Genomic DNA, 15886 nt, shown 5'->3' with positions numbered 1-15886 from the left:
AGTCTCCCCGGCAATGGCACAGATCTATTCGGAAACGGAACTACCTTCGCTGCGTGGATCGGCCGCGCCAACCCAGCGGCCATCAACCCATTGTGCTGCATTGGCCTTGAACGGCATCTGCCGTTCAATGACCTTGTGGCCCAGCGCCTCCAGTTGCGGCTTCATGGCGACAAGCGCCGATCCCGGCTCGATCGCCACCGTGTCCCCCGGTGAATAGAGGCCGGGAAGGGCAATGGCATCCTGCGCGGAAAGCCCCCAGTCCAGCATCCCGATCAGCGCCTTGGCCACTTGCACCGGAATCGTGCCGCCACCGGCTGCGCCCACGGCGATCACCAGCCTGCCCTGTGCATCATAGACGACGGTGGGCGCCATGGAACTGCGCGGCCGCTTGCCGCCCTCCACCCGATTGGCGACTTCGTGGCCATCTTTCTCGGGCACCAGGCTGAAATCGGTCAGTTCGTTATTGAGGTAGAACCCGCCAAAGGTCAGGCCGGAACCAAAGGGCCCTTCCACGGTGGAAGTGTAGCTGACGATGTTTCCTTCGCGGTCGACCGCAACGAAATGGCTGGTCCCGTTCTCGGCAGGTTCTTCCCCGTCGGCCCAGTTCAGCGCGACCCCGGCCGGTTTCCCGGCTTCGACATGCTGCAGACTGTGACTGGCGGAAATAAGGCTGCCCCGTGCGGCAAGATAATCCGGATCGGTCAGCCCCTTCACCGGCACCTGCACATAATCGCTATCGCCCAGATAGATCTCGCGGTCGGCATAGGCGAGCCGCTGGGATTCGGCGAAAAGATGCCATGAAACGGGCGAATCCGGCCCCAGGGCAGTCAGATCGAAATGTTCCAGCTGCTTCAATATGGCATAGACCGTCGTCGCGCCGGAGGATGGCGGGCCCATGCCGCAGATGCGATAGCTGCGATATTCGCCGCAGACCGGATCGCGCCATTTGGCTTCGTAAGAGGTGAGGTCCGCCGCAGCCATGACGTCATCCCCCGGGGTGTAGGCGGCAATGGCGCTCGCCAGTTCCTCCCCATGGGGCCCGTCATAAAATGTGTCCGGCCCCCGTTCGGCAATGCGCTGCAGCGTTTCTGCCAGTTGCGGATTGCGTATCGTCGTGCCCACGGGCAGCGGTTCGCCCGCATCGTCATAGAACAGGGCCTTGCCGAATTCCGTCTTGTCCGCCCGGCCTTTGCCCAGGCCCAGATATTGGTGGAACCGTTCGGTAATGCTGAAGCCGTCACGCGCCAGCGCGATGGCCGGTTGAAACAGTTCCGACCAAGGCAATTTGCCGTATTTTTCATGGGCCTGCGCGGCGAGGCGCAGGTTTCCGGGCACGCCGATGCTCAGCCCGCTCAACACCGCGTCGGGAAATGGGACCGGGTTGCCGCCGGCATCGAGGAACCAGTCCGGCCCGGCCTGTGCCGGGGCCGTTTCGCGGCCATCGATTGTCGTAACAGTCCCGTCTGGCTCGCCGCGCACATAGAAGCCGCCGCCGCCAATGCCTGAACTCTGCGGTTCGACCACGGTCAGCGCCAGCATGGTGGCGATGGCGGCGTCCGTGGCGCTGCCGCCATTGCGCAGCATGGTTGCGCCCGCCTGTGCGGCACGCGGATCGGCCGCGGAAACCAGGCCGAGAGTGTCGGCCCGCTGCTTGCTGGCGGTGCCGGTGCTTTCTGGGGGAAGCGTTGTGGTGCAGCCGGCCAGCAATAACGGGGCGGCGATGAAGGCTAGTGTGCGATGCAGCATTGGGCGGTGCTATTCGCTTCCAACCGCCTCTGCAATGGATTGGTATCCTTCCTGCCGCATCAGCCGTTCCAGCCCGGAGGTGATGGCGCGGGCGATGGATGGCCCTTCATAGACCATGGCGCTGTATAGCTGCACCAGGCTGGCGCCAGCGCGGATTCGCTGCCAGGCATCCTCCGCATTGGCGATGCCGCCCACGCCAATCAGCGGGATGCCGCCCCCGGTTGCCTTGCGGAAATCGCGCAGCCTCTGCAGTGCCAGGTCTTTCAGCGGCGCGCCCGACAATCCGCCTGTTTCCCCGGCATGGCTGGAACGGAGAGGCGGGCGGGAAATGGTGGTGTTGGACACGATCAACGCGCCCAGCTCCTTGTCCATGCCGATCCGTGCGATGGCATCGATATCGCCCGGTTCCAGATCCGGCGCGACTTTCAGGAAGACCGGGGGCCCATCGTCCCCCCGCGCTTCCAGAACGGCGTTCAGCAAATCGGTCAGCGCGCTTTCATCCTGCAGGGCGCGCAGGCCGGGCGTATTGGGGCTGGAAATATTGACCGCAAGATAGGTGGCGAGCGGGGCCATGATCTGCGTCATCCGGGCATAATCGGCGATGCGATCGGCGGAATCCTTGTTCGCGCCGATATTGATGCCAACCACGCCGGGTCGCCCTTGCCGCGCCTTCAGCCGCCGGGCTGCCGCTTGCGCGCCGCCATTGTTGAAGCCCATGCGGTTGATCACCGCGCGATCTTCCGTCAGCCGGAACAGGCGCGGCTTCGGATTGCCGGCTTGCGGCAGGGGCGTGATGGATCCCACTTCAGCAAAGCCGAACCCCAGCCCCAGAAGCGCGTCGGGAACTTCGCCGTCCTTGTCGAAACCGGCCGCCATGCCAACGGGATTGGGGAAGTGGATTCCCGCCACCTCGCTCGCCAGCAGGCCTTGGGCAGGCGATGGTTTCTTCGGAAGCCACCGGATCGCGCGAATCGCCCATGTGTGGGCCTGTTCAGCGTCGAGCGAAAAAATCAGGGGGCGCAGGAGGTGGTAAACCATCGGAAAAGCCTATGGCAGAGCTGATTCCTCGTGTCGATTACGTGTTTCCTGGGCAATCGATTGAAAAAAATAGCAGTATTTTTCAGCACGAATCATGCGGAGCTGTCGGTTTCTTACAAGCGCGACTCTGCGGTTCTGTTCTATCTGCATCCCTGCGACCCGAAGGGCTCGAGGCAGCAATGCAACGAGTTCTCGACTTTACGGGGGCGGCATCGCATTGCGAGCCGCCCCCTTTTTTTGGTCCGTCATCCCACAATCGGTTTGAAATCGGCCACTTTAGTCACTAGCTGCAAATCCGAGTGAATTGCTCCGATTAAGGGGTGAGCAGGAAATGCGATTGTCCAGCATGGCCGATTATGCCGTCGTGACGATGAGCGTCGCCGCGCGCCATTGCGGCGGTGCGCGTGTTTCAGCCACCGAACTGGCCGAAGAAGCGGGCCTGCCGCTGCCAACCGTGCAGAAACTGGTCAGCCTGCTGGGCCGCGCCGGTCTGCTGCGGTCCGTGCGCGGCGCCGGCGGCGGCCTGCAGCTGGCCCGTCCGGCTGCGGCAATCACCTTGGCAGATATCGTGGAAGCGGTTGAAGGGCCGATTGCTCTGACCGCTTGTGTCCAGGCCGGCAAACATGATTGCGCCCTGGAAGACAATTGCACCGTCCGCCCGCATTGGGGCGCGGTGAACGAGGCCCTGCGCGGAGCGCTGGCCAATGTACCGTTGACGCAGCTTGCCGCTACGCCAACGGCGGAACCTGTCCGGAAAGTACCCGCATGAGTAACGATTTGAAGACCGACGAAAACCAGCTGGCAGATCAGCCGGAAACGGACCGCGAAGCCCGTGAAGCTGCCGCGCGCGCCGCTGAATATGAATTCGGCTGGTCGAGCGCGATCGAGCAGGAATTCGCCCCCAAGGGCCTGGACGAGAATACGGTCCGCTTCATTTCGGCCAAGAAGAAAGAGCCGGAATGGATGCTGGAATGGCGGCTCAAGGCGTTCCGCATGTGGCAGGAAATGGAGGAGCCGGACTGGGCCAAGCTCGGCTATCCGGCAATCGATTATCAGGATGCCTATTATTACGCGGCGCCCAAGAAGAAGCCGACGCTGAAAAGCCTCGATGAACTCGATCCCGAGATCAAGGATGTCTATGACAAGCTCGGCATCCCGATCGAGGAGCAGAAAGTCCTCGCCGGGGTGGAGGGGTCGCGCAAGGTCGCCGTGGATGCGGTGTTCGATTCGGTCAGCGTCGCCACCACTTTCCGGGAAGAGCTGAAAAAGGCGGGCGTCATCTTCCTGTCCATCAGCGAAGCGATCCGCGAATATCCCGACCTCGTGAAGAAGTGGCTGGGCAAGGTCGTGCCCCAGCGCGACAATTTCTTCGCCACGCTGAACAGCGCGGTCTTTTCCGATGGCACCTTCGTTTACATTCCCGAGGGCGTCCGCTGCCCGATGGAGCTGAGCACCTATTTCCGTATCAATGCGGAAAATACCGGCCAGTTCGAACGGACCCTGATCGTCGCGGAAAAGGGCAGCTATGTCTCCTATCTGGAAGGCTGCACCGCGCCCATGCGGGATGAAAACCAGCTCCACGCCGCCGTGGTCGAACTGGTCGCGCTGGAAGATGCGGAGATCAAGTATTCGACCGTGCAGAACTGGTATCCCGGCGATGCCGAAGGCAAGGGCGGGATCTATAATTTCGTGACCAAGCGCGGCCTGTGCCAGGGCGCACGCAGCAAGATCAGCTGGACGCAGGTGGAAACCGGCAGCGCCGTGACCTGGAAATACCCTTCCTGCGTGCTGAACGGCGAAGATTCGGTGGGCGAGTTCTATTCGGTCGCCGTCACCAATAATTACCAGCAGGCCGATACCGGGACCAAGATGGTCCATAATGGCAAGGGCAGCCGCAGTACGATCATCTCCAAGGGGATCAGCGCGGGGAAGAGCAACAACACCTATCGCGGACTGGTCCGTGTCGGCCCGAATGCCGACAATGTGCGCAATTTCACCCAGTGCGACAGCCTGTTGCTGGGCGACAAATGTGGCGCGCATACCGTGCCCTATATCGAGGTGAAGAACCCCAGCGCCCAGATCGAGCATGAGGCGACCACCAGCAAGATCAGCGATGACCAGCTGTTCTACGCCATGCAGCGCGGACTGGATGAAGAGCAGGCCGTGGCGCTGATCGTCAACGGCTTCGCCAAGGAAGTGCTGCAACAGCTGCCGATGGAATTCGCGGTCGAAGCGCAGAAGCTGCTGGGTATTTCTTTGGAAGGATCGGTCGGATGACAAAGGTAGATGCAGAAGGGGATGGTCGAATGACCGACCGCAAGACCCTCCAGCTCCGCGATCCTTCGGAAAGCGATGCGCCGCCCGCCATCAAGAAGAGGGGCCGCGGCTGGGAAATCTCGGAGAAGCGGCTCGATGCGCTGCATGAACGCGCGCGGGAAATGCGGCGGGATTCCTCGCCCGCGCATCAGGCGCTGGCGGAGCGGTTCGCCAAGGCGGATCTCGGCCGTCACACGTTCAAGCGCTATGCCGTGGTCGGCTCTGCCATCGTTGATTTCAATTGCCATTCGCTGGGCATGGCTATCGCGATTGACGAGGATATGGGCGATGCCCCCGAACCGGAAGCGATCGCCCGCCGCCGCGACAAGAGCCTGGAGGCTGTCGGCATCCGGGTGATGCGGATCAAGGCCAGCGATATTCTGGAGAACATGGACGCCGTTCTCCAGCGGATTACCGCCGGTATGCGCCAGCGCATTGCCGACAAGCAGGACGCCCGCCGCGAACACCAGCGCCAGAGCACGCCGAGGCCGCGCCGCTGATGGCCCGGCAGGAAATCACCTTCCAGCGCAACCGCAGCTGGACCCCGGGACAAGTCCCGGGTGACGTATCTGTTTTGAATGAGACCTTCTGAAATGCTGAAAATCGAAAATCTCCATGCCGAAGTGGACGGCAACAAGATCCTCAACGGTCTCTCGCTCGAAGTGGGTGCGGGGGAAGTTCATGCGATCATGGGCCCCAATGGCGCGGGCAAATCGACCCTCGCCTATGTGCTGGGCGGGCGCCCCGGTTACGAGATTACCGAAGGATCGGTGACATTCGCCGGGCAGGACCTTCTCGGTCTGGAACCGCATGAACGCGCCGCTGCCGGAATGTTCCTCGGCTTCCAGTATCCGGTCGAGATTCCGGGCGTTTCCAATGTGCAATTCCTGCGCGAAGCGCTCAATTCGCAGCGTCGGGCGCGCGGGGAAGAGCCGCTTTCGGGCGGCGATTTCCTGAAACTGGCCAAGGAAAAGGCCGGGCTGCTGCGCATGGACATGGAAATGCTGAAGCGGAACGTGAATGTCGGCTTTTCCGGTGGCGAGAAGAAGCGCGCGGAAATGGTCCAGATGGGCATTCTCGATCCCAAATTCGCCGTGCTGGATGAAACCGATAGCGGGCTGGATATCGACGCGCTGCGGATCGTGGGCGAAGGCATCAATGCGATCATGCGCCAGCCGGACAAGGGCGTGCTGCTGATCACCCATTACCAGCGCCTGCTCGACTATGTGAAACCGGACAAGGTGCATGTCCTGGCGAAGGGCCGCATCGTCAAGAGCGGCGGGGCCGATCTCGCGCTCGAACTGGAACGCGAAGGCTACGAAACGGTGGCTGCATGAGCGGAATGACACTCCCCACCCGCAAGGACGAGGAATGGCGCTACGCCGATTTTGCCGTGGTGCAGAATTTCACGCCCGAACGCTTCGACCAATGGCGCGAGATTGACGTGCCGGCGGGAGAGGCCTTCCGCGAATGCTTCCTGCTCGACGGCACGGAACCCGATATGCGCCGGATGCGCGTGACCCTGGGCGAAGGCGCCACTTGCGAGATGTTCGCGGTCAATTCCTGCGCCGATTATGCGCGCATGGAAGTGGTGGTGCGCATGGCCCGGGGTGCGCATTTTGAATTTGGCGGGGTGACGATCGGCGGCGGCGACGTGACGCGCGAATTCGTGACCCGCATCGAACATGCCGAGCCGGAGGCGACTTCCAACCAGGTCGTCCGCTCCGTCCATTGGGGGCGGGCGATCGGCAATTTCCTCGGCCGGATCGATGTCGTGCGCGATGCGCAGAAGACCGACGCCGCACAGGATTTCAAAGGCCTGTTGCTGGAAAAGGGCGCCACGGCCAATGCCAAGCCAGAGCTGGAAATCTATGCCGACGATGTGAAATGCGCCCATGGTGCCGCCATCGGCCAGCTTGATGAACAGGCGCGCTTCTACATGGCCGCGCGCGGCCTGACGCCGGAGACGGCGCGCAAGCTGCTGATCCGCGCTTTCGTGGCTGATGCTTTCACCGCGCTGGAGGATGAAGCCGCGCAGGAACAGATGCTGGAGGCTGCCCTGGCCCCGTTGGGGGAGGCGCTGTGAACGACGCCGCCACCATATCCCGCAAGGCGGAGTTCCCCGGCCTGCTGACCGGCGAGGGCAAGCCCTGGCATTATCTCGATACCGCCGCCACCGCGCAGAAGCCGCAAGTGGTGATTGACGCGGTAACGCGGGCCATCGGCGCGGATTATGCCACGGTGCATCGCGGGGTCTATTCGCGCTCTGCTGAAATGACGCTGGGCTATGAAGCGGCGCGGCGACGCGTGGCCGAATTTGTCGGCGGTGCGGAGGACGAGATCGTCTTCACCCGCGGCGCGACCGAAGCGATCAACCTGGTGGCGCAAAGCTGGGGCTTGACCCAGCTTGAGAGTTCGGACCGGATCCTGATTTCCGAACTTGAACACCACTCCAACATCGTGCCCTGGCAATTGTTGCGGGATCGGATCGGCTTCGCCATCGATGTCTGCCCGCTGACCGACGACGGCCTGATCGATCTGGACGCGGCGGAGCGGATGCTGACGAAGGACCACAAATTGGTGGCCTTCGCCCATGTCTCCAATGTGCTGGGTTCGGTGCTGGATGTGCGCCGGGCGGCGGATATGGCCCATGCGGTCGGCGCGAAGCTGTTGCTCGACGGGTGCCAGGCCGTGCCGCGCCTGCCGGTGGATGTTGCCGTGCTGGGTTGCGATTTCTACGCCTTTTCCGGGCACAAGCTGTATGGCCCAACCGGCATCGGTGCCTTGTGGGCGCGCCGCGAAATCCTTGACGCCATGCCGCCGTGGCAGGGTGGCGGCGCAATGATTGACCGCGTGACGTTTGAAAAGACCAGCTATGCCCCGCCGCCCCAGCGGTTCGAGGCGGGGACGCCGGCCATTGTCGAAACGCTCGGCCTCGCGGTTGCCTGCGATTACGTGTCCTCCATCGGGCTCGACGCCATTCACGCGCATGAGGCGCGGCTGGTCGCGCAATTGCGCGAGGAATTGCGGGGCATGAACGATGTGACATTGTTCGGCCCGGAAGAGAGCGCGGGAATCGTCAGTTTTGCGATGGACGGGGTTCACCCGCACGATCTGGGCACCATATTGGACGAGGAAGGCGTGGCGATCCGCGCCGGCCATCACTGCGCGCAGCCGCTCATGGATCGGCTGGGTGTGCCGGCAACGGCCCGCGCAAGTTTCGGCATTTACAGCGATGAAGACGATGTCGCCGCCCTGCTGCGCGGCATTGAGCGTACCAAGAGGATTTTCGGATGAGCGAGACCGGCGAAAAGAAGGATTATGTCGCTGCCCCGCCGCCCAATGAAGCGGTTTTGGGCGTGGCGAAGCCGCCGCGTGCGCGTGTCGAGGATATCGAGGAAGCGCCCGCGGAAAAGCTGGAGCGCAAGAAGGACTATCTCGAAGGTTTCCTGGCGAAGAAGCCTGCCGATGCCTCTGCCGGGGAACCTGGCGGGCAGTTGTATGAAGCGGTGATCGAGGCGCTGAAGGAAATCTTCGACCCGGAAATCCCGGTGAATATCTACGATCTCGGCCTGATCTACGGCGTCGAGGTGACTTCGGACGCCGATGCGATGATCACCATGACGCTGACCACGCCGCATTGCCCGGTGGCGGAAAGCATGCCCGGTGAAGTGGAATTGCGCGCCAGTTCCGTGCCCGGCATTCGCAGCGCCGAAGTCAATCTGGTGTGGGATCCGCCCTGGGATCCGGCGAAGATGAGCGACGAGGCCCGGCTCGAACTGGGAATGCTGTGACGATAGCCCTCCCGCCTCTCACGGTCGAAATGGCCGATTATGAAGATCCGCTTCACGCCGCGGACATATTGCTGCTGCTTGATGCCTATGCGCGCGATCCGATGGGCGGCGGCGAAGCGTTGAGCGAAGATGTGCGCGAACGCCTGCTGCCTGCCCTGGCGCAGCAGCCGGGCGCCTTCTCCCTTATCGCACGCCTGGGCGACAAGGCGGTTGGGCTGGCCAATTGTTTCACGGGCTTTTCCACCTTCGCCGCACGGCCACTGGTCAATATTCACGACATGGTCGTGCTGGAAGGGCATCGCGGGCTCGGCATCGGCCGCACATTGTTTGCCGCCGTGGAAGACGAAGCGCGCCGTCGCGGCGCGTGCAAGGTCACGCTGGAAGTTCTGAGCGGCAATGAACCCGCGAAGAAGCTGTATGAATCGCTTGGCTATGGCCAATATGAGCTCGATCCCGCCGCCGGACACGCCCTGTTCTGGCAGAAGAGGCTGACATGACCGAAACGAAGACCCGTGCCCGTCCTGCCGCCGTCACCCTGACGCCGGCCGCCCAGCAGCGCGTCGCCGATCTGATGGCCAAGGCACCGGAAGGGGCAATCGGGGTGAAATTGTCCACGCCGCGGCGGGGCTGTTCCGGCCTTGCATATTCGGTCGATTATGTGACCGAGGAACAGGGTTTCGACGAAAAGATCGAAACGCCGGGCGGCACTTTCTATATCGACGGCGCCAGCGTGCTCTATCTCGTGGGCAGCGTGATGGATTGGCGGGAAGACGATTTCACCGCCGGTTTCGTGTTCGACAACCCCAACGCCAAGGGTGCCTGCGGTTGCGGCGAAAGCTTCATGGTCTGAACATCGGGGTGGCTGCGCGCGGCCGCTTTCAATAGCGGTCGAACTCTTCGCCTACTTCCTCGGCCAGGAATTCCAGCAGCGCCCGGTCATAGGAATCGATCCGGCCATTCGCCGCGATCATTGCGCCAAGCCAGTCCTTCTCCTCTTCCGTCACGTCCTGCGCGGCGGCCACGCTTTCCGCACGGCCGGGTTTGGCAGGCTTGCGGCCGAAAACGGCGTCAAAGGCGTTGGGCGCGGATTGCGCCATGCTGCCCATGAACCGGCCCACACGCACCCGATTGTCCATGACGAAGCGTTCCAGTTCCAGCATCCGTTCATGGCTGAGATGGGCATTTTCATTGGCAAAACCCATCAGGTAATTGCCCACGCCCTGCACGAATAGCCGTTTCCATTCGGTCGCATTTTCCGCGTCCACGCATTCATCCTTGAGGCGGAACAGCAATTCGGCCTCGCGGCGGCTGACAGCGGCCGGCCGGTCGCTGGCGGAACCGAAGATCACCCGCCGCAATATGCGGCATTCGGCCTCGCTCACGTGATTATCCGCCAGTTCGCCGCCACAGCGCGTCGGGCCGGTGCCCGTCAGAACTTCGCGTTCGATCTGTTCGATTACGAAGGTCTTCAGGCTTTCGGGCACGTTCTGCGCCCGCTCTATGATGCAGGTCATCAATTCCAGCTCGGTCATGGAACAGACCTTGCCGTCATGGCGGATCTGTTCGATCAGCCATTGTGCCTCTGTTTCGCTGGCATGGCCGCGCGGCTGCGTTCCGTGCAGCACATATTCGCTGATCGCTTCGACGAAGAAATCGGCCCATTCCAGGCTGGGTTGCTTCAATGCGCGCTGAAGGCTGAAAATCGCCTCCGCCTCCACCTGCGTGATATTGCCGCTGGCCCAGCCGGCTTCGCGCAGGCTGCGGATTTCATCTGGCGAAATCGTGGCATCGGCAGCCGCGTGGCGTGCGACATCGGTGAATTGGACAGTCATGATCTGATCCCCCGTTCGCGGTATTATCGCGTGCAGGAGGTTAAGCAGACGTTATCTCCGCTCCCTTTGCAGTGCGCGCGCGCAGGCGGCCCGGTCCACATCGCGGCCGTCACTGGCGCGCCTGGCTTCCACATGGGTGGCGACCGGCTCCCCCGCAGGACGAAGGGGGTAGAGGAATATATCCAGCACGCAGGCTTGCCCGGCGAATTGCAGCTTGCGCATGTCACCTTCGGCAACATCGAGCCGCGGTTGCCCGAATTGCTGGACCAGGCCCGCCCGATCCTGCCGGATGACGCCGTCCAGCCCGGCGCTATCCATGATTTTCGGCGCCCGGAATCCGGGTTGGGGACGTGGGGCGGGCCGGGTCGGCGGAATCGGCAGGGACACGGCGGGTTCCCCCCGGCGCGGCACCTCGGGCGCATTGGGGGAAGGCACGGCCGCACAGCCTGCCAGAAGGGGCAACAGAAGCAGCGTCGCTATCGGGCGCATGTCAGGATCGTTTCTTGCGGTGGATGAGATGGGTGGCACCCGCTGCGCCAAGCAGGGGGGCAAGGAAATTCGCAACAGGAATAGACAGCAGGAAGGTGATTGCCCCGCCCAGCAGGAACCGTTCCAACCCGCTGGCGGGGGCCAGATCGGCCGCATCCCGCCGGTGGCGGAGCCACACCATGTCCTGCAATTCCCGGCCCAGCAGGGCTGCATTGACCAGGAAGAACAGCACCGCCGGCCCGATTCCCGTGAATAGAAGAGCGAGGGCGAAGGGCAGGGCCAGCAGGTTCACCAGCAGCGCCCGCCCGGCCGATTTCAGGCTTTCGGAAAGCTGTTCGCGCAGGGGCAGGTCGCGCGCCGCCTCTGCCCGATCGGGGTAAGCCCGCGCCTCCACCGCCTGGACCACCTCGTCGGCATAGAACTGGATCACGGCCATCGCCACGATTCGCCAGCTCAGCCAAAGCCACAGCAGCGAAAGCAGAAGCGCGGCGAGCCCGCGCAGGCTGCCCGCGCCGGTGAACAGCCCGTCCGACAGGCCAAGCCAGGCAAGTGCGCGGTCCATCCCATACCATCCCGCCCCGCCGATCAGGATGAACAGAACCACGGTAACGGCCAGGCTTTTCAGCAGGATGCGCAGCACGCGCCCATCGGCCAGCTGGGCCAGGGCGAGCATCAGCGAGGAAAAGACTGCGGGCATCTTTCCTTGCGATTGCGCGCATGACAGGCCAAGTCAACGCCCGCACACATCGCCACGCAATCCATAAGGCGGCCGCCCTTATGGCAGGCCGCCATTTCAATAATGATTCCGGAGATTTCATGTCCGAACCCAGATATGACGTTATCGCCATCGGCAATGCCATCGTCGACGTGATGTCGCATTGCACCGACGAACTGATCGAGGAACTCGGCCTGACCCGCGGCGGGATGATGCTGGTCGATGAAGCGCAGGCCCAGGAACTTTATGACGCGATGGGCCCGGCGCAGGAAATTTCGGGCGGTTCGGCCGCCAATACGCTGGCGGGCCTTTCGGCACTTGGCGCGCAATGCGCCTTTATCGGCCAGGTTGCCGACGATCAGCTCGGCTCTGTCTTCGCGCATGATATTCACGCGGTGGGCATTGATTTCGACACGCCGAAGCGCAGCGGGGAACCCTCCACCGCGCGGTGCCTGATCTTCGTTACGCCCGATGGGCAGCGCACGATGAACACTTTTCTCGGCGCATCCCAGTATCTGCCGGCCGAAGCGCTGAACGAAGAAGCCATCGGCGGCGCTTCGATCCTCTATCTCGAAGGCTATCTCTGGGATCCGGAAGAACCGCGCGCGGCCATGCGCAAGGCGATCGAAACCGCGCGTGCCGCAGGCCGCAAGGTGGCTTTCACCCTGTCCGATGCCTTCGTGATCGATCGCCATGGCGACGATTTCCGCCAGCTGATCGCGGATGGGATGATCGATATCCTCTTCGCCAACAAGGTCGAACTCGCCGCGATTACCGGCAAGGAAGATTTTGACGAAGGGCTGGCCGCCCTGGCGCCGCAAGTGCCGGTGCTGGTCGTCACCCGCAGCGAAGAAGGCGCCGTCGCCATCGCCAATGGCGAACGTGCCGAAGTCGCCGCCGAACCGATCGAAAAAGTGGTCGACACGACCGGCGCGGGCGATCTCTTCGCCGCCGGTTTCCTGTTCGGCCATGTCCGCGGCCGCGATCTGAACACCTGCCTGCGCATGGGCGCCATCGCGGCGGCGGAGATCATCAGCCATATGGGCGCACGGTCCGAAGTGGACCTGGCGCAGCTGGTCAAGGCCAAGCTGGGCTGAATTCCGGTCCGTCCGCCCTCTCCATTGGGGGCGGACGGACGGACTGCCTATTTCCCGCTTTCGCGCTCTACTTCGCGCCAGCCGATGTCACGGCGGCAGAAGCCGGTGGGAAAATCGATCGCATCCACGGCCGCATAGGCTTTCGCCTGCGCTTCGGCCGTGGTCGATCCCAGCGCCGTGACATTGAGCACGCGCCCGCCATTGGCGACGAGCCTGCCATCCGTTTCAAGCTTCGTGCCCGCGTGGAACACCTTGGCCCCGTCCTGTTCGGCATTGGCCAGCCCGCGAATCGTGCCGCCCTTTTCCGGTGTGCCGGGATAACCGCGCGCCGCCATGACCACGGTCAGCGCGGTCTTGTCGGCAAAGCGCGGCGGTTCCATGGAAGCCAGCCTGCTTTCCGCGCAGGCAAGCATATATTCGCCCAGATCGCCCTGCAGCCGCATCATCAGCACCTGGCATTCAGGGTCGCCGAAACGGCAATTATATTCGACCAGTTTAGGGCCCTGATCGGTCAGCATCAGCCCGCAATAAAGCACGCCTGAATAAGGCATGCCTTCATCCGCCAGCGTCCTTACCGTGGGGGCGATGATCCGGTCGATCGCTTCCCCGCGCAGCAACGGCGTCAGCACCGGGGCCGGGCTGTATGCGCCCATGCCGCCCGTATTCGGGCCGGTATCGCCTTCGCCCACGCGCTTGTGATCCTGCGCGCTGCCAAATGGCATGATGGTAGCGCCGTCGGTAATGGCGAAGAAGCTCGCTTCCTCGCCCTCCATGAATTCCTCGATCACCACTTCCGCGCCGGCATTGCCAAAGGCCCCGCCGAACATATCGGCCAGCGCTTCTTCCGCCTCTTCCCGGTTGGCGGCAATGACCACGCCCTTGCCCGCCGCCAGGCCATCCGCCTTGAGCACATAGGGGGCGGAAAAATCTTCCAGCGCTTCCATCGCCTGTTGCAGCGTTGTCGTGCGGATATAGCCGGCAGTGGGAATGCCTGCGCGGTCGCACAGATCCTTGGTGAATCCCTTGCTGCCTTCCAGCTGGGCGGCTGCCCGGCTCGGCCCGAAAACCGCGATGCCTGCTCCGCGCAGCGAATCCGCCAGCCCATCAACCAGTGGCGCTTCTGGCCCGATTACGACCAGCCCCACCCGCTTGTCGGCGCAGAAGGCGATGATGGCTGCGTGATCGGCGGCATCCAGCGAAACCAGCGTCGCATGGTCGGCAATACCCGGATTTCCGGGGGATGCGTAAAGAGTATCACCCTTTTCGGTGATGAGGCGGGATTGCGCGAGCTTCCAGGCGAGAGCATGTTCGCGCCCGCCCGACCCCAGTAGAAGGATATTCATGGCCGGCCCTTTCCCTGACGATTATTCGAGCGGCGATCTGCAAAATGATGGCGGGCTGGTAGCCAAGGGGCAGGCCGGCGACAACGCTGCACCGCTCTCCATCACCGAGATTTCGCAATTGCTGAAACGAACGGTGGAGGACCGGTTCGGCTATGTGAAGCTGCGCGGAGAGCTTTCGGGCGTGAAACGCGCGGCTTCCGGCCATCTTTATTGCGGGCTGAAGGACGAAAAATCCGTCATCGATGGCGTGATGTGGCGTGGCACGGCGCAAAGGCTGAACTTCCTGCCCGAAGACGGGATCGAAGTGGTCGTGGCCGGCAAGATCACCACCTATCCCGGCCGGTCCAAATACCAGATCGTGATAGAGCGGATGGAGATTGCCGGCGAAGGCGCGCTGCTCGCCCTGCTGGAAAAGACCCGCCGCAGGCTGGAAGCAGAAGGGCTCTTCGCGCCGGAACGGAAACGGGCGCTGCCTTTCCTGCCTTCCGTGATCGGCGTGGTGACATCGCCGACCGGATCGGTGATTCGCGACATACTTCACCGCCTGGCGGATCGTTTTCCCAGCCATGTTCTGGTCTGGCCGGTGCTGGTGCAGGGGCAGGGTTCGGCCGATCAGGTGGCAGCTGCCCTGCGCGGATTTTCCGCCATGGATGCAAATGGGCCGATTCCGAGGCCGGACTTGCTGATCGTTGCGCGCGGTGGCGGCTCGATCGAGGATCTGTGGGGCTTCAACGAGGAAGTGGTCGTCCGCGCCATTGCCGAATCCTCGATCCCCGTGATCAGTGCGGTCGGCCACGAAACCGATACGACCCTGGCGGATTTCGCCGCTGATAAGCGTGCGCCGACGCCCACCGCCGCGGCGGAAATGGCGGTGCCGGTCCTGCGCGATCTTTCCGCAACCATTGCCGAATTCGGCCTGCGCCAGCGCAAATGCGCGATGCGGCCGGTCGAATTGGGGCGGGAAAGGCTGGAAGCGCGCGTGGCCCGCTTGCCCAGGCCGGAAATGCTGGCCCAGCAGGCGGCCCAGCGACTGGACGAGCTTGGGGAAAGGCTTCGCCGCGGGCTGGCCGATCGGGCTGCCCAGGCGCGCGAACAATTGCAGGCGGACAAGGCCCGGCTGACCGCATCCATGCTGCGCTACCGCCTCGACCAGGCGCGTCAGCGGTTGCAAACTACCCGGCTGGTGCCCGCGCTGGTGCAGCGCCCGCTGGCTGAACGAAAAGAGCGGCTGGAAGCGACCTGGCGGCTGGCGCAGCAGCTTCATCCCGAACGTCCGTTGCAGCGCGGCTATGCCATGGTGCTGGATGAACAGGGCCGGCCGGTGACCGATAGTGCGGCGGCGAAGAAGGAAGCTGCGCTGACGCTCAAATTCCGGGACGGCAAGCTGGATGTCGTGCCGGCTGCGGGCCGCGCGCCCCGTCGTCCGGCGCAGCCGCGCCCCGCTTCGTCGCCCGGCGGGCAGGGCGGCGAACAGCCCAAATTGCTTTGATTGACCGCGATTGGTAAGGCTCTGCCC

General features: G+C 63.2%; 17 protein-coding genes. 11 read left to right on the top strand and 6 right to left on the bottom strand.

All coding sequences use genetic code 11. From position 1 onward, the window contains the following. Positions 1 to 24 precede the first annotated feature (24 nt). Positions 25 to 1746, bottom strand: coding sequence for a gamma-glutamyltransferase (ggt, locus tag WYH_RS11120; protein WP_046903888.1), 1722 nt, complete (start codon positions 1744 to 1746; stop codon positions 25 to 27). Positions 1747 to 1755: 9 nt separating this feature from the next. Further along, entirely contained in the window at positions 1756 to 2784 is a 1029-nt protein-coding gene (locus WYH_RS11115) for a quinone-dependent dihydroorotate dehydrogenase (protein WP_046903887.1), read from the bottom strand. A 331-nt stretch (positions 2785 to 3115) separates the two neighbouring features. Here WYH_RS11115 and WYH_RS11110 point away from each other — a divergent pair, with 331 nt between their 5' ends. From WYH_RS11110 to WYH_RS11070, 9 genes are all read left to right on the top strand, one after another. Beyond that, on the top strand, positions 3116 to 3553 hold the full coding sequence (locus WYH_RS11110; RefSeq protein ID WP_046903886.1) for an SUF system Fe-S cluster assembly regulator: 438 nt from the start codon (positions 3116 to 3118) through the stop codon (positions 3551 to 3553). Further along, entirely contained in the window at positions 3550 to 5061 is a 1512-nt protein-coding gene (gene sufB / locus WYH_RS11105; RefSeq protein WP_046903885.1) for a Fe-S cluster assembly protein SufB, read from the top strand. Before WYH_RS11110 ends, sufB begins: the two co-directional genes overlap by 4 nt. A gap of 29 nt (positions 5062 to 5090) precedes the next feature. Then, positions 5091 to 5600: an endonuclease domain-containing protein gene (locus tag WYH_RS11100; protein WP_046905091.1), complete on the top strand. Its 510-nt coding sequence runs from the start codon at positions 5091 to 5093 to the stop codon at positions 5598 to 5600. A 93-nt stretch (positions 5601 to 5693) separates the two neighbouring features. Next, positions 5694 to 6437: a Fe-S cluster assembly ATPase SufC gene (gene sufC, locus WYH_RS11095; RefSeq protein WP_046903884.1), complete on the top strand. Its 744-nt coding sequence runs from the start codon at positions 5694 to 5696 to the stop codon at positions 6435 to 6437. Further along, on the top strand, positions 6434 to 7186 hold the full coding sequence (locus WYH_RS11090) for a SufD family Fe-S cluster assembly protein (protein ID WP_046903883.1): 753 nt from the start codon (positions 6434 to 6436) through the stop codon (positions 7184 to 7186). Before sufC ends, WYH_RS11090 begins: the two co-directional genes overlap by 4 nt. Next, positions 7183 to 8397, top strand: coding sequence for an aminotransferase class V-fold PLP-dependent enzyme (locus WYH_RS11085; protein WP_046903882.1), 1215 nt, complete (start codon positions 7183 to 7185; stop codon positions 8395 to 8397). The genes WYH_RS11090 and WYH_RS11085 overlap by 4 nt, the downstream gene beginning before the upstream one ends. Continuing rightward, positions 8394 to 8894, top strand: a complete 501-nt coding sequence (locus tag WYH_RS11080) for an SUF system Fe-S cluster assembly protein (protein ID WP_082347957.1) — start codon at positions 8394 to 8396, stop codon at positions 8892 to 8894. The genes WYH_RS11085 and WYH_RS11080 overlap by 4 nt, the downstream gene beginning before the upstream one ends. After that, a complete protein-coding gene (locus WYH_RS11075; protein WP_244877912.1) occupies positions 8891 to 9391 on the top strand; it encodes a GNAT family N-acetyltransferase in 501 nt (166 codons plus the stop codon). The genes WYH_RS11080 and WYH_RS11075 overlap by 4 nt, the downstream gene beginning before the upstream one ends. Then, entirely contained in the window at positions 9388 to 9744 is a 357-nt protein-coding gene (locus WYH_RS11070) for a HesB/IscA family protein (protein WP_046903880.1), read from the top strand. Before WYH_RS11075 ends, WYH_RS11070 begins: the two co-directional genes overlap by 4 nt. A 28-nt stretch (positions 9745 to 9772) precedes the next feature. Here the strand turns inward: WYH_RS11070 and WYH_RS11065 are convergent, their stop codons facing one another. The 3 genes from WYH_RS11065 to WYH_RS11055 form a co-directional block, all read right to left on the bottom strand. Beyond that, on the bottom strand, positions 9773 to 10726 hold the full coding sequence (locus tag WYH_RS11065) for a hypothetical protein (RefSeq protein WP_046903879.1): 954 nt from the start codon (positions 10724 to 10726) through the stop codon (positions 9773 to 9775). 51 nt (positions 10727 to 10777) lie between these two features. Further along, a complete protein-coding gene (locus WYH_RS17345; RefSeq protein WP_328700715.1) occupies positions 10778 to 11044 on the bottom strand; it encodes a hypothetical protein in 267 nt (88 codons plus the stop codon). A 172-nt stretch (positions 11045 to 11216) separates the two neighbouring features. Continuing rightward, the gene (locus WYH_RS11055; protein ID WP_046903877.1) at positions 11217 to 11912 is read right to left on the bottom strand and encodes an EI24 domain-containing protein; all 696 of its coding nucleotides are present in this window, start codon (positions 11910 to 11912) and stop codon (positions 11217 to 11219) included. 119 nt (positions 11913 to 12031) lie between these two features. On the opposite strand from WYH_RS11055, the gene WYH_RS11050 reads away from it, so the two are divergent. After that, a complete protein-coding gene (locus WYH_RS11050) occupies positions 12032 to 13027 on the top strand; it encodes an adenosine kinase (RefSeq protein WP_046905089.1) in 996 nt (331 codons plus the stop codon). A gap of 47 nt (positions 13028 to 13074) precedes the next feature. On the opposite strand, the gene purD is transcribed toward WYH_RS11050, so the two are convergent. Further along, entirely contained in the window at positions 13075 to 14370 is a 1296-nt protein-coding gene (gene purD / locus WYH_RS11045) for a phosphoribosylamine--glycine ligase (protein ID WP_046903876.1), read from the bottom strand. On the opposite strand from purD, the gene xseA reads away from it, so the two are divergent. Then, positions 14369 to 15859, top strand: a complete 1491-nt coding sequence (gene xseA / locus WYH_RS11040) for an exodeoxyribonuclease VII large subunit (RefSeq protein ID WP_046903875.1) — start codon at positions 14369 to 14371, stop codon at positions 15857 to 15859. The genes purD and xseA overlap by 2 nt on opposite strands. Positions 15860 to 15886: the final 27 nt, after the last annotated feature.

The organism is Croceibacterium atlanticum, assembly GCF_001008165.2.
Lineage (GTDB): Bacteria > Pseudomonadota > Alphaproteobacteria > Sphingomonadales > Sphingomonadaceae > Croceibacterium_C > Croceibacterium_C atlanticum.
Note: the sequence above shows the minus strand (reverse complement) of the source record. Positions and strands in the feature narration are given on the sequence as shown.

Coding starts and splice junctions, on each gene's coding strand:
- ggt (WP_046903888.1), bottom strand. CDS start 1,746: ATGCTGCATCGCACACTAGCCTTCATCGCCGCCCCGTTATTGCTGGCC.
- WYH_RS11115 (WP_046903887.1), bottom strand. CDS start 2,784: ATGGTTTACCACCTCCTGCGCCCCCTGATTTTTTCGCTCGACGCTGAA.
- WYH_RS11110 (WP_046903886.1), top strand. CDS start 3,116: ATGCGATTGTCCAGCATGGCCGATTATGCCGTCGTGACGATGAGCGTC.
- sufB (WP_046903885.1), top strand. CDS start 3,550: ATGAGTAACGATTTGAAGACCGACGAAAACCAGCTGGCAGATCAGCCG.
- WYH_RS11100 (WP_046905091.1), top strand. CDS start 5,091: ATGACCGACCGCAAGACCCTCCAGCTCCGCGATCCTTCGGAAAGCGAT.
- sufC (WP_046903884.1), top strand. CDS start 5,694: ATGCTGAAAATCGAAAATCTCCATGCCGAAGTGGACGGCAACAAGATC.
- WYH_RS11090 (WP_046903883.1), top strand. CDS start 6,434: ATGAGCGGAATGACACTCCCCACCCGCAAGGACGAGGAATGGCGCTAC.
- WYH_RS11080 (WP_082347957.1), top strand. CDS start 8,394: ATGAGCGAGACCGGCGAAAAGAAGGATTATGTCGCTGCCCCGCCGCCC.
- WYH_RS11070 (WP_046903880.1), top strand. CDS start 9,388: ATGACCGAAACGAAGACCCGTGCCCGTCCTGCCGCCGTCACCCTGACG.
- WYH_RS11065 (WP_046903879.1), bottom strand. CDS start 10,726: ATGACTGTCCAATTCACCGATGTCGCACGCCACGCGGCTGCCGATGCC.
- WYH_RS17345 (WP_328700715.1), bottom strand. CDS start 11,044: ATGGATAGCGCCGGGCTGGACGGCGTCATCCGGCAGGATCGGGCGGGC.
- WYH_RS11055 (WP_046903877.1), bottom strand. CDS start 11,912: ATGCCCGCAGTCTTTTCCTCGCTGATGCTCGCCCTGGCCCAGCTGGCC.
- WYH_RS11050 (WP_046905089.1), top strand. CDS start 12,032: ATGTCCGAACCCAGATATGACGTTATCGCCATCGGCAATGCCATCGTC.
- xseA (WP_046903875.1), top strand. CDS start 14,369: ATGGCCGGCCCTTTCCCTGACGATTATTCGAGCGGCGATCTGCAAAAT.
- purD (WP_046903876.1), bottom strand. CDS start 14,370: ATGAATATCCTTCTACTGGGGTCGGGCGGGCGCGAACATGCTCTCGCC.